Consider the following 12,002-nt stretch of genomic DNA (forward strand, 5'->3'; position numbering starts at 1 on the left):
CTCAGCCCTCCGCAGGCCCGGGGATGACCGGGATCGCCGCCAGCAGCGCCCGCGTGTAGTCGTGCGCGGGGTGCAGCAGCACGTCCGCCGTCGCACCGCGCTCGACGATGCGGCCGTCCTTCATCACCACGACCGTGTCGCACAGGTTCTGCACCACGCCGATGTCGTGCGAGACGAGCAGCAGCGTCAGCTCGGAGGTCGCCTTGAGCTCGCGCAGCAGGTCGAGGATCTGCGCGCGCACCGTGACGTCGAGGGCGGACAGCGGCTCGTCGCCCACGAGGATGCGCGGTCGATGCACGATCGCGCGGGCGAGGGCGATGCGCTGCCGCTGCCCGCCGGAGAACTCGTGCGGGTAGCGGTCGCCCATGTCCGGCTCGAGCCCGACCTGGGCGAGCACTTCCCGTACGCGTGCCCGGTGGTCGCCCTCGATGCCCAGGGCCCACAGGGGCTCCCGCACGATCTGGCCCGCGGTCATGCGGGGGTCGAGCGACGCGTACGGGTCCTGGAACACGAGCCCGGTCTGCCGTCGCAGCCAGTGCAGCGCCCGGGCGGAAGCCGCGGCGTCGACCGCACGACCGTCCACCGCGACCGTTCCGGCGGTCGGGCGGTCGAGGCCGAGGAGCAGCCGCACCAGGGTGGACTTGCCCGACCCCGACTCGCCGATGATGCCGACCGACGACCCCTCGACCACGTCGAGGTCGGTGGGCTCCAGCGCGGTCTGCCGCCGCGCGCGCTCGAAGGTCGTGCGCTTCGGTACCACGAAGTCCCGCCGCAGGCCGCGCGCCTCGATCAGGCTCATGCCGCACCGCCTTCCGGCCGCCACAGGGTGGCGGTCGCATCGCGCAGCAGCCCCTGCGTCACGGGGGAGGCGGGGGTGCTGAGCAGGGTCGACACGGGTGCGGCCTCGACGACCCTGCCGTGTTCGAGCACCACGCCCGCGGTCGCCACCTGGGCCAGCACCGCGAGGTCGTGCGTGATGAACACGAGCGACATGCCCTCATCTTCCACGAGCCCCAGCAGCAGGGACAGGATCTCCGCCTGGATCGTCACGTCGAGCGCCGTGGTGGGTTCGTCGGCGATGAGCAGCCGAGGGCGGCAGGCGAGGGCCATCGCGATCGCCACCCGCTGCCGCTGCCCGCCCGAGAGCTGGTGCGGGTAGCGGTCGACGATGGTCTCGGGGTCGGGGAGCCGCACGCGTGCGGCCTGGGCGATCGCGCGCTCCCTGGCCTCGCGCTTCCCGAGACCCTGGTGGATGCGGATCGACTCGGCGATCTGCCGCCCCACGGTGCGGATCGGGTTCAGGGCCGTACGCGGCTCCTGGAACACGATGCCGATGTCGTCGCCGCGCAGCCGCGCGAGCTCCCGGTCGGGAAGGCCGATCAGCTCGGTGCCGTCCCAGCGGATGCTGCCGTGCGCGGTCGCCCCGTCCGGGAGCAGCCCGAGCACTGCAAGCGCCGTGAGCGACTTTCCGGAGCCGGATTCGCCGATCAGCCCGACCCTGGCGCCATCGGGCACCTCGAACGACACGCCGTCGACCAGGCGTCGCCCGTCGAGTTCGACGACCAGGTCCTCCACCACCAGGCTCACGCGACCACCGCCGGGGTGTGCGTCTCGGCGGCGCGGTGCCGCAGGGTCGGGTCGGTCGCCTCGCGCAGTCCGTCGCCCAGCAGGTTGAGCGCCAGCACCGTGAGGGTGATGGTCAGTCCCGGCCAGATGACCGTGAGCGGGTGCACGCCGATGTAGCGCTGCAGATCGGCGAGCAGCAGACCCCAGCTCGGCTCGACCACCGAGGCGCCGAAGCCGAGGTAGGACAGGCCGGCCTCGGCGAGCACGGCCACCGCCATCGACCACGACAGCTGCACGATGAACACCGGGGCCACGTTCGGCAGCAGGTGGCGCACGAGCGTCTGCGCCGGTGTCAGCCCCGAGGCGCGGGCGGCGAGGATGAAGTCGCTCTGCTGCACGCGGCGCAGCTCGGGGCGCGTGACCCGGGCGATGTTCACGCCGAACCCGATGCCGACCGCCCAGATGACGACCCACAACGACCCGCCCCAGACCGACGAGATCATCATGGCGATGAGCAGCACCGGGAACGCGATCAGGATGTCGACGAGCACGGCCACGGTCTCGCGCACGAGCCGCGTGGTGAGCGCTCCGAGGGCCGCGAGCGCGATGCCGACGAGCGTGGCGATGAGGCCGGCGCCGACACTGACGAACACGGTCGTGCGGGCACCGGCCATCAGCAGACTGAGGATGTCGCGCCCGGTGTCGTCGGTGCCCAGCAGGTGGGGGAGGCCCGGCGGCAGCCAACGGTCGCCGATGTCGGAGGCGCGCGGGTCGAACGGCGTCCAGAACAGCGATACGAGGGCCGCGAGCGCGATGACGGCGACCACGATCAGGCCGAAGCGTCCGGTCGCGGTCTGCCACAGCCGGTGCAGCCAGCGGGGGGTCATGCGGCCTCCCGCTGTCTCGGGTCGATCGCGCGATGCAGCAGGTCGACCACGAAGCCCACGACCAGGACGAACCCGGTGAGCACGAGCAGCTCGCTCTGCACCTTGATCAGGTCGCGCGTGCCCACGTCGGCCACCAGCATCCGGCCGATGCCGGGCAGGGTGAACAGCTGCTCGATCACGACGGAGCCGACGATGATCCCGGCGACCTGGAGCCCGAGCACCGTCACGATCGACAGCCCGACCGCCGGGATACCGTGCTGGATCAGGGCGCGCGTGCGGGTGAGCCCTTTGGCCGCGGCCGTGCGCACGAAATCCTGACCGGCGGCCTGGAGCGTGGCGCTGCGCACGAACCGCATGAGCATCGCGCCCTCCACGATCCCGATGGTCAGCGCGGGAAGCAGCAGCGCCTCGATGGCCCGGCCCGGGGTCGACCAGCCGGTGCGCGGAAAGCCCTGCGGCGGGAGCCAGCCGAGCCACACGGAGAACACCACGATCAGCATCATGCCCGCCCAGACCACCGGAACGGCCGCGAGCGCCTGCGCACCGACGCTGAGCGCCGTCCCGCCGCGCCGGCCGCGCAGAAGGGCCGCGAGGATCCCGAACGGCACGGCGATGAGCACCGCGATCAGCAGCGACAGCAGGCCGAGCGGCACCGTGACCTGCGCCTTGAGCAGCAGCTCCTCGCCGACGGACGCGCCGGAGAGGAGGGAGGTGCCGAGGTCGCCGCGGAAGATGCCGCCGATCCAGTCGGTGTACTGCGCGAGCAGGGGACGGTTCAGGCCGAGCGACTCCCGGAGGGCTTCGACCTCGGAGGGCGAGGCCTGGGTCCCGGCGATGAGCTGGGCGACGTCACCGGGGAACACCCGGAGGGTCAGGAAGATGAGCGCGCTCGACACGAGGAGCCCTGCGATGAGCAGGGCCCCTCGGACGAGCGCGTAGCGCAGCACGGGGTCGGAACCGGGCGCTCAGTCGGCGCTGCTGACGGTGACGTCCGCCAGGTTGATGCGCGAGTTGATCGAGTCCTCCGGGAAGCCCGAGACGATCGGGCTGACCGCGGTGATGGTCTCGCCGTTGTACAGCCAGTCGGCCGCGTGGTCCTCCGACACGATGCGGGCGGCCTGGGCGAGCAGCTTCGCCGAGGCGTCGGGGTCGACCTCGGCCAGCGCCTGGGCGTACAGGTCCTGCACCTCGGCGTTGTCGTAGCCGAAGTAGTAGTCCGGGTTGGCGAAGTTGCCGAAGTCGCGCGGCTCGACGTGCAGCACGAAGCTGAGGTCGTAGTCCTTGTTGGTGTAGACGTCTTCGAGCCAGGTCGGGAACTCCACCGAGTCGACCTCGAGGTTCACGCCGACCTTGTCGAAGTCGGAGATGAGCACCTTCGGGACGGTCGTGCCGTAGAACGAGGGGATCGTGAGCGTGAGGTCGAGGTCCTCCTGCCCCGCCTCGGCCAGCAGCTCCTTCGCGCGCTCCGGGTCGTAGGAGATCACGTCGGAGAGGTCCTCGTAGCCCGGGTCGAGCTCGGGGATCGGCCCGTACAGCGGGGTGCCGGCTCCGACGGCCTCGATCAGCGCGTCGTGGTCGATCGCCAGGCGCAGCGCCTCACGCACGCGCACGTCGTCGAGCGGCGCCTTCTTGTTGTTGAACGCGAGCGTGGCCTTGTCGGTCGTGCGGCCCTTCGTGAGGGTGAAGTCGCCGGAGTCCTCCAGCTGCGATGCGAGGTTCGGGTCGACGGCGGTGAGCACGTCGACGTCGCCGGCGAGCGCCGCGTTCACGCCGGCGGTGAAGTCGGGGATGTACTGGAACTCGACCTCGGCGACGCTCACCGGGTCGCCCCAGTACTCGTCGTTGCGCGCGAACGTGATGGTGCTGCCCTTGTTCCAGCGCGAGAGCGTGAACGGGCCGGTGCCGTTCTCCGCGGTCTTCAGATCGGTCGTGTCGCCGGTCTTGAACACGAGTCCGGCCGGGCCCGTGAGTGCGAACAGGAAGTTCTGGTTCGGCGCGGACAGCACGATCTGCACGGTGGTCGGGTCGGGGGCGGTGATCGAGGCGACCGACGCGAACTCGGCGTTGCCCTGCACGGTGGCGTCGGTGCGCACGGTCTCGTACGACGAGACGACGTCGGCGGAGGTCAGGGGAGTGCCGTCGTGGAAGACGACCCCGTCGTTCAGCGTGAACGTGTAGGTCAGCCCGTCGTCCGACACCTCGTAGTCCGAGGCCAGACGCCCCTCGATCTCGTTCTCCTGCGTGCGGCTGACGAGGCCCTCGTAGATGTTGTCGATGAGGATCTGCTCGAGGGCGGCGCCGCTCGTGTGGCGGATGTCGAGGTTGGTGGGCTCGAGCACGAGCCCCACGTGCAGCGTCGCGTTCGAATCGGGCTCGCCGGTCCCGGTGGAGGGTCCGGGCTCTGCGGAGCCGGAGCAGGCGCTGAGCACGACGGCGGTGGCCGCGAGTGCGGAGATCAGCGCGAGGCGTCGGTGACGAAAGAACATGGGTGTTTCCTCTCGGTGCGGCAGGTGCTGTGTGCCGGTGGGACGAGCCTAGGGTTGCGGGGAGGTGCGGGGGTGGGCGACGGAACGGAACGTCATATTCCGCCGGTCGCCGACGTGGTGCGCGAGGTCAGGAGCGCAGCCAGCTCGGCGGGCGCGGTCTCCTGCACGTTGTGGGTGGCGTCGAGCACCACCACGCGGGCGGCGGGGAGGCGGCGCTGCAGCTCGGCGGCGTCCTCGGCGCTCACGAAGCCCCGCTCCGCCCGGACCAGCGTCAGCGGGGAGCGCACGCCGGCGAGGTCGTCCCAGCCGGTCTCGTGCAGGACGGACGGGGCGGCCGGGGTGCCGGGGTCGTGCGCCGACAGCGCCTGCGCCGCGAGGTGGGCGAAGTGGTGCTTCCACTCGATCCGGCCGTCGTCGCGCACACGCGTGTTGAGGAAGACGCCGCGCTCGGTCTCGGGGCGGGTGCCGCCGAAGCCGAGCGCCATGGCCTTGTCGACCAGCTCGTCGCGGGTGGCGAAGTCGGTCGGGCCCTCGTAGAACGCCCGCAGCGCCGCGGGGCCGGCGGTCACGTCCACTCCCGGCGTGATGTCGACGACCACGAGTTCGGCCACGAGGTCGGGGCGGGCCGCGGCGAGGGCGGCGCCGGTGAGCCCGCCGAGGGACTGGCCGACGACCACCTGCGGCTGGGTCGTCCAGGCGTCGAGCGCGGCGGCCACGTCGGCGGCGAGCACGCGGGGGGTGTAGTCGGCGTCGTCGCGCCACGAGGAGTCGCCGTGACCGGCGAGGTCGATCGCGAGCACCGGCTGCTGCAGGGCCAGCGCGGTCGTGTCCCACGTGTGCGCGTTGAGCCCGGCCCCGTGCAGGAGCGTGATCCGGGGCTCGCCCGTGCCGAACCGGAGGGCGCTGAGGGCGCGGCCGTCCGCGAGCGGGAGTGTCAGGCGCTGCACCTCCGGGAGGGGGACGCCGAGCGCTTCGGCCTGTGCGGGAAGATAGGTGAACTCGCTGGTGTCGATCGCCACGGGGCTATTCTGCGCCCCTGCCACGCCGACGCGGAAATGCGAGAGCATTGTGACAAGAAGCTACGGTCGATTACTTCTTGTTTCGATGAGCATCATGGCGAGTAGCTTGGTCTTCTGCATTTCCGGGTGTGCGCGCTCGCCGGTCGCTGCGCCTCGACCGCGCCATATCATGGAGGCATGACCGAACAGCGCGTGCATCTCTCCAAGACCGAGCCGGCTGCGTATCAGGCCCTCGACGCGTTCTCCAAGACGGTCGGCTCCATCTGTGCGGCGAACGGGATCGATGACCGGCTCAAGGAGCTCGTCATGATCCACTGCTCGCAGTTGAACGGGTGCAGCTATTGCACGCGCATCCATGTCGATCGCGCGGCCGCCGCCGGGATCGACGCCGACACGCTCACGCAGATCCCCGTGTGGCGCGAGAGCGGCGTCTTCAGCGACCGGGAGCGGGCGGCGCTCGAGCTCGCCGAGGCGTTCACGTTCATCGCGGAGGACGGTATCTCCGATGAGGTGTACGACCTGGTCGGCAGCGTCTTCACCGAGAAGGAGTACGCCGCGCTGAGCTGGGCCTGCGTATCGATCAACGCGTTCAACCGCATCGTCATCGCCGGTCGCTACCCGGTGCCGCCGCGCACCGCACCGGCCGCGTCATGACCGTTCTCGACGTCGAGGGCGTCTCGAACGTCCGAGACGTGGGCGGGATGCCGGCGGAAGGCGGGCGCATCCGCTCGGGTGTGCTGCTGCGGTCCGGTCAGCTCTCCACCGCGACGCCCGCCGGGGCGGCTGTCCTGCGGGACGCCGTGGCGCGCATCGTGGATCTGCGCGACGGGGAGGAGGTCGCCGCGGAGCCGAGCGAGATCGACGGGCCGGAGACGACGCACCTGCCGCTCTTCCTCGGGTCGGTCCGCTCCTTCTTCGAGTCGGACGTGAGCCTCGACGACCTGTACCTTCACCTGCTGGAGGAGAGCGGCGACCGGCTGGTGGAGGCCGTCCGCATCATCGCCGCCGGCGACCCGACCCTGGTGCACTGCACGGTGGGCAAGGACCGCACCGGGGTGACCGTCGCGCTCGCCCTGTCGGCCGTCGGCGCCGATCGGGAGGCGGTGATCGCGGATTACGCGCTCACCGAGTCTCAGCTGCCGCCGGAGCGCTCGCGGCGCATCGCGGAGTATCTGCGCTCACAGCACCCGGAGGCGGTGCACGCGGTGGCCCTCGCCACGCAGTCGCCCGCCGACGTCATGCGACGGCTGCTCGCGCAGGTCGATGAGCGCTGGGGCTCGGCGGCGGGATACCTGCGCGCCAACGGCATGACCGAGGGCGAGCTCGACGCCCTGCGTGCCGCCCTGGTCGAGCCCATCGACTGAGGTCGCGGAGGAAGGTTAGGCAAGCCTTCACTTGGTGTAGCATGGAGCCATCATGACCACCTCGCTCGAGATCCGCGGAGCCCGCGCTGCACGTCGTGCCGCGCGTCGCCGCGCCCACCACCTGGTGACGGCCGATGAGCACTCCCTCGCGGAGCTCGAGGCCTTCCTGGCCACGCTGCCCCTGTGCGCCTCCGGTCGCATCTTCATCGAGGTGCCCGAGGTGTCCGACATCGGCGTGATCGAGGCACCCGGTCGCATGACGGTCACCTGGCTCGCGCGCGGACAGCGCTCTGGAGCCCCGGGCAGCGGTCGCGCCTGCACGGCGGGACAGGCGCTCGCCCGTGCCACCTGCGCCTGGGCCGACGAGATGATGTGCGACGACGAGGTGGAGACCCACGTCACGCTGCTGGGCGGCTACCTCGGCACGGCCGACATCGTCGAGCACCTCACCGGCGCCCTCGGCATCGCCCCCGGTCTGATCCACGCACCGGAGCGCTTCGGCCTCCTGCCGATCGCGCGCTGACTCAGCGCGGACGACGGACATAGTTGCCGTCTTCCAGCCCCGCCTCGATCTCGAAGCGGTTGCGCAGCGGGTCGCGCCCCGCGAACAGGTACAGCACCGGCATCAGGAACCCGTAGCGCAGCCACTGCTCCTTGTGCACCGCCTCGTGTCGCAGGACCGCGTCGCTCGGCGGTTCGTCACCGGTGAGGAAGCAGCCACCGACGCACACACCGCCACGGTTGAACGTCCACGAGGGCATGCCGCGGAAGATCCACAGGCCGTTGCGTCGCTCGACCCGCCCCGTGCTCCACAGGGAGCCCCAGAGCCAGCCGACGGCTGTGCCCCAGGCGTAGCCCAGGCGGCTGATGGGGGAGCGCAGCAGGAACGCGGGGATGCGACGATCCGCACGCCGCCCGCGGCGCAGCCGTTCGGCGGCCTCGTCCTGCCAGCCCTCCGGCGGCGTCACGCGACCGCTCCGACCAGGCGCAGCAGCGCGCCCAGATCGTCGACCGCGTCGGCCGGGGACCGCGGCGCGAAGCCGGCGATCGTCGCCCCGGCCAGCGGGATGCTCTCCCGCAGGCGGCGGATGGCGGCGCTCAGGGCGGCGGGAGACACCCCGAACGGCACCGCGGAGGACACTCCGGCGAAGGCGGCGGGGTCGAGCACGTCGACGTCGATGTGCACCCACACGCGGCGGGCGCCCGTGGCCTGCACCGCGGCGGCCAGTGCGTCCGGATCGTCGAGATCGGCGACCGACAGACCGGTGAGCGCGGCGAGCGGATCGACCTCGGCGTCGTCGATGTTTCGGACACCGACGGTCACCACGCGCTCCCGCGGCACACCGGGGGACAGCGCGAGCTGCTCCTCGCCCTCGCCGAGCACCGCGCGCAGCGCCATGCCCGAGAAGGCACCGGACGGGGAGGTCTCCGGCGTGTGCAGGTCGGCATGCGCGTCGCACCACACGACCGCCACATCGTCCGTCCCCCCGGGGAGCGCGTCGAGTGCCGCGACCGTGATGCTGCAGTCGCCGCCGATCAGCACCGTGTCGGCCGTGAGGTGCTCGCGCACCAGCTCGCGCGTCCGCTGCAGGGCGCTGAGGCGTCGCACCCCCGTCCCGAGGGACTCGCCTGCCTCGACGGGCACCTCCAGCACGGTGGTCGCCGCGCGCGGGAGATCGCCGGCGATCGCCGACGCCCCGTCGACCAGGAGCATCGCCCGCGCGGCGGGCGAACCCTGCCACTGCGGCACGACGAGGAAGCGGACCATGGGAAGACCTCTCGACAGCGGAAGTGCTGATGCCCCGGGCACGCGGCCCGGGGCATCAGCGAGGGATCAGGAACCTTCGAGTGCCTGACGGGGAGCAGCGCCCCCGGCCTTGAGCTCGGCCAGGCGCGCCTCGACCTCGGTCAGCTCGCCGAGGTCCTCCAGGCTCTCGAACTGCGCATCGAGGCTCGACGCGGCCAGCTCGGCCTTGCCCTGCGCGATGGCCTCCTGGCGGCGGACCTTGTCCTCGAAGCGGCCCAGCTCGCTGGTCGGGTCGAGCACGTTGATCGAGCTCACCGCGTCCTGCACCTTGGTCTGCGCCTCGGCGACCTTGGCGCGGGCGAGCAGCTCGCTGCGCTTGTTCTTGAGTTCGTTGAGCTTGTCCTTCATGCCGTTGAGGCCGGTCTTGAGCTTGTCGACGATCTCCGTCTGCGCGGCGATCTGCGGCTCGGCGCCGGTCGCCTCACGCTCGGCGCTGATCTGGCGCTGCAGGGCGATCTTGGCGAGGTTGTCGAACTTGTCGGCGTCGGCGGTGTTGCCGGCACCGCGCATCTCATCGGCCTTGCGGCTCGCGGCGAGGGCCTTGTTGCCCCACTCGGTGGCGGCCTGCACGTCTTCCTCGTGATCGCGCTCGAGCAGACGCAGGTTGCCGATGGTCTCCGCGATGGCGGACTCGGCGTCGGCGATGCTGTTGGTGTAGTCGCGGACGAGCTGGTCGAGCATCTTCTGCGGGTCTTCCGCAGAATCCAGGAGGGCGTTGATGTTCGCGCGGACGAGGGTGGAGATCCGTCCGAAGATGGACTGCTTGGCGGTCATGCGTGGTTCCTTTCAGAGGGTCGTCGTAAAGAGCGTGTCGTACGTGTCTGTGCGGGGGATCAGAAGCGTCGCCCCCCGGAGCGTCCGCGGCTGCCTCCGCCTCCGAAGCCGGAGCTGCGGAAACCGCCGCCGCCGGAGGAGCGCCAGCCGCTGCTGCTGCGACGCGAGGACCCGCCCCCGCCGCCCGCCAGCAGTCCGCCGATGATCCCGCCGAGGATGTCGCCGCCGATGCCGGAGCCGCCCGAGCCGGTCGAGCCGCCGAAGAGCCCGCCCCAGCTGTCGTCGGCGGCCACGGTCGGGCCGTACGAGCGCACGTCGGACTCGGCCGCCGCGGTCGCCTGTCTGGCGAGGTCGAGCGCCCTGGTCGCCTCGGCGAGTGCCCGCTCGACGTCGGTCGTGCGCAGGCTCAGCGCCTGCGTGAGTGCGGCCTCGGCGCTCGCGAGGCGCGTCCGCGCGGCGGAGCCGACCGTGCCGCGGCGGGTCTCGATGAACTCCCTCGTCGCGCGGATCTCGGAGTTCGCCTGGGCCAGCGTGGGCTCGAGCAGCTGTTGCGCACGGCGCGCGCGGTCGACGGCCTCGCGCCCCTGCGCGAGCGCGGCGTCGATCTGCGTGTTCGCGGCCGTGAGCGCGTCGAGTGCGCGCTGCGGATTCTTCGCCGTGCCGGTCAGATCGGCCTGCGCGACCTGCAGCTGCTGGGCGGTGGCGGAGGCCGCGGCGGCGATCGCGCCGGACGGGTCGGGCAGCTGCGCGGCGGCGGCGAGGTCGGACTGCAGCTCCGCGACCAGGGCGGTGGCGGCCCGCTGCGTGGCGGACAGCTCCGTGCCGAGCGCCACGATCGCCCGCACCAGTTGGCCGGCCTGCGCCACGGACTGCTCCGCGGTGCGGATCGCGAACGCCGCCTCGCCCGATCGCCCGGCGGCGATCGCCTGCTCGGCAGCCTGGATCGAGCGGTCGGCGAGGGCTGCACGCTCCTGCGCCTGCGTCGGGTTGTCGGCCACCGTGGCGAACGCGGCCGGATCGTACGCGGCCGAGAGCGCGGCGAGCGACGAGGCGGCGGTCGGCAGCAGCGGGGTCAGTGCGGCGCGCTCTCCGCGCACGCGCTCGAGCTCCTGCGGCGCGTTCTGCTCCAGCTGGCGCAGTGCGTCGAACGCCTCGGTGTTCTCGTCGAGCACGCGGTCGATCTCGTCGGCGAGCTGGATGATGCGGATGTGCCACGCCCGGCGGTCATGGACGGAGTCCTCGATCTCGTCGTCGAGCTTCTGCCGCAGGTCGAACGCCTCCGCGATCTTCGCCTTGGCCTCGTCGACCGCGCGCGTGAACTCGGCCGTCGCCCCGTCGCCGAACTGCGCCACCGCGAAGCCGAGCTCCTCGCGGCTGGACGTGATGGCGTCGTCGGCCTGCACGAGCGCGGCACCGGCCTGCTGCTCGACCTGCGCGTCGGTGAGCGTGGAGAACGGGTCGGCGGGGTCGGGGGTCTCGGGCATCGCGCCGCGCTCGCGGATGGCGGCGTTGCGCCGCGCACGGCGGACGAGCGAGACCACGAGCCAGATCAGCAGCAGCACGACGACGACCGCGACCACGATGAGCGTCACCCGCAGGGCACCCGCGCCGCCGTCGCCCTGGATCCGGTCGGCCGCGAGGGTGATCGCGCCCGCCCAGTCCCCGGCTCCCGCGAGCGGTGCGATGTCGTTCTCGATGCCGTCGAGCTGGCTGTTGCTCAGCGGACCGGAGGAGTCGGCGGAGATGTAGAGGCTGCGGCCGTCGACCGCGATCGCGAGCAGGTACTGCGACGGGCCGAGGTTGTTCGCCGACGCCACCGCGTCGGCCCAGTCCGCGCTGTCGGAGGGGTTGGTGAAGTCGTCGACGAGGACGACGAAGAGGTCGGCCGAGGAGTTGGCCGAGAGCTCCTGCAAGCGGGTCTCGACCGTGCTCTTCTCGGACGGGCTCAGGACCCCGGCCTGATCGGTGACGTACCCGGCGTCGAGCGTGAGCGGATCGGTGGCGGAGGCGGCGGACGTGCTGAACGTCCCGATCATCGCGGCCAGCAGAAGCGCGGCCAGCGCAAGCCACCGTTTCGTCATCGTGTTCCCTCCGACCGG

At 71.8% G+C, this 12,002-nt stretch carries 13 protein-coding genes; 3 read left to right on the plus strand and 10 right to left on the minus strand.

Annotated features, from left to right (window positions below; translation table 11 throughout):
• Position 1 precedes the first annotated feature (1 nt).
• From ACWH95_RS11920 to ACWH95_RS11945, 6 genes are all read right to left on the minus strand, one after another.
• Positions 2-799, minus strand: a complete 798-nt coding sequence (locus ACWH95_RS11920) for an ABC transporter ATP-binding protein (RefSeq protein WP_206251444.1) — start codon at positions 797-799, stop codon at positions 2-4.
• Positions 796-1,587: an ABC transporter ATP-binding protein gene (locus ACWH95_RS11925; RefSeq protein ID WP_136044552.1), complete on the minus strand. Its 792-nt coding sequence runs from the start codon at positions 1,585-1,587 to the stop codon at positions 796-798. Before ACWH95_RS11925 ends, ACWH95_RS11920 begins: the two co-directional genes overlap by 4 nt.
• Positions 1,584-2,453 carry an ABC transporter permease gene (locus ACWH95_RS11930; RefSeq protein ID WP_136032608.1) on the minus strand — a complete coding sequence of 290 codons (870 nt, stop codon included), beginning with the start codon at positions 2,451-2,453 and terminating at the stop codon, positions 1,584-1,586. The genes ACWH95_RS11925 and ACWH95_RS11930 overlap by 4 nt, the downstream gene beginning before the upstream one ends.
• Entirely contained in the window at positions 2,450-3,400 is a 951-nt protein-coding gene (locus ACWH95_RS11935; protein WP_136032606.1) for an ABC transporter permease, read from the minus strand. Before ACWH95_RS11935 ends, ACWH95_RS11930 begins: the two co-directional genes overlap by 4 nt.
• An 18-nt stretch (positions 3,401-3,418) precedes the next feature.
• On the minus strand, positions 3,419-4,939 hold the full coding sequence (locus tag ACWH95_RS11940) for an ABC transporter substrate-binding protein (protein ID WP_136036870.1): 1,521 nt from the start codon (positions 4,937-4,939) through the stop codon (positions 3,419-3,421).
• Positions 4,940-5,031: 92 nt separating this feature from the next.
• A complete protein-coding gene (locus ACWH95_RS11945) occupies positions 5,032-5,958 on the minus strand; it encodes an alpha/beta fold hydrolase (RefSeq protein WP_454120706.1) in 927 nt (308 codons plus the stop codon).
• Positions 5,959-6,135: 177 nt separating this feature from the next.
• Between ACWH95_RS11945 and ACWH95_RS11950 the strand changes: the two genes are divergently transcribed.
• From ACWH95_RS11950 to ACWH95_RS11960, 3 genes are read left to right on the plus strand one after another with little or no spacing between them, the layout of a single operon-like run.
• On the plus strand, positions 6,136-6,612 hold the full coding sequence (locus tag ACWH95_RS11950) for a carboxymuconolactone decarboxylase family protein (RefSeq protein WP_136036868.1): 477 nt from the start codon (positions 6,136-6,138) through the stop codon (positions 6,610-6,612).
• Positions 6,609-7,322, plus strand: coding sequence for a tyrosine-protein phosphatase (locus ACWH95_RS11955; RefSeq protein ID WP_136044549.1), 714 nt, complete (start codon positions 6,609-6,611; stop codon positions 7,320-7,322). Before ACWH95_RS11950 ends, ACWH95_RS11955 begins: the two co-directional genes overlap by 4 nt.
• 52 nt (positions 7,323-7,374) lie before the next feature.
• A complete protein-coding gene (locus ACWH95_RS11960) occupies positions 7,375-7,845 on the plus strand; it encodes an SIP domain-containing protein (RefSeq protein ID WP_136032596.1) in 471 nt (156 codons plus the stop codon).
• Between the two features lies 1 nt (position 7,846).
• Here ACWH95_RS11960 and ACWH95_RS11965 read toward each other — a convergent pair whose 3' ends face one another.
• The 4 genes from ACWH95_RS11965 to ACWH95_RS11980 all read right to left on the minus strand — a co-directional run bounded on the left by ACWH95_RS11965 (position 7,847) and on the right by ACWH95_RS11980 (position 11,984).
• Positions 7,847-8,290 carry a Fe-S oxidoreductase gene (locus ACWH95_RS11965; RefSeq protein ID WP_240744603.1) on the minus strand — a complete coding sequence of 148 codons (444 nt, stop codon included), beginning with the start codon at positions 8,288-8,290 and terminating at the stop codon, positions 7,847-7,849.
• Positions 8,287-9,090 (minus strand): arginase family protein, encoded by an 804-nt coding sequence (locus ACWH95_RS11970; RefSeq protein WP_454120707.1) that lies wholly within the window; start codon positions 9,088-9,090, stop codon positions 8,287-8,289. The genes ACWH95_RS11965 and ACWH95_RS11970 overlap by 4 nt, the downstream gene beginning before the upstream one ends.
• Positions 9,091-9,156: 66 nt before the next feature.
• Positions 9,157-9,903 carry a PspA/IM30 family protein gene (locus tag ACWH95_RS11975; RefSeq protein ID WP_136032592.1) on the minus strand — a complete coding sequence of 249 codons (747 nt, stop codon included), beginning with the start codon at positions 9,901-9,903 and terminating at the stop codon, positions 9,157-9,159.
• 59 nt (positions 9,904-9,962) lie between these two features.
• On the minus strand, positions 9,963-11,984 hold the full coding sequence (locus ACWH95_RS11980) for a TPM domain-containing protein (RefSeq protein WP_366626845.1): 2,022 nt from the start codon (positions 11,982-11,984) through the stop codon (positions 9,963-9,965).
• Positions 11,985-12,002: the final 18 nt, after the last annotated feature.

The organism is Microbacterium sp. NPDC055502 (assembly GCF_053643635.1).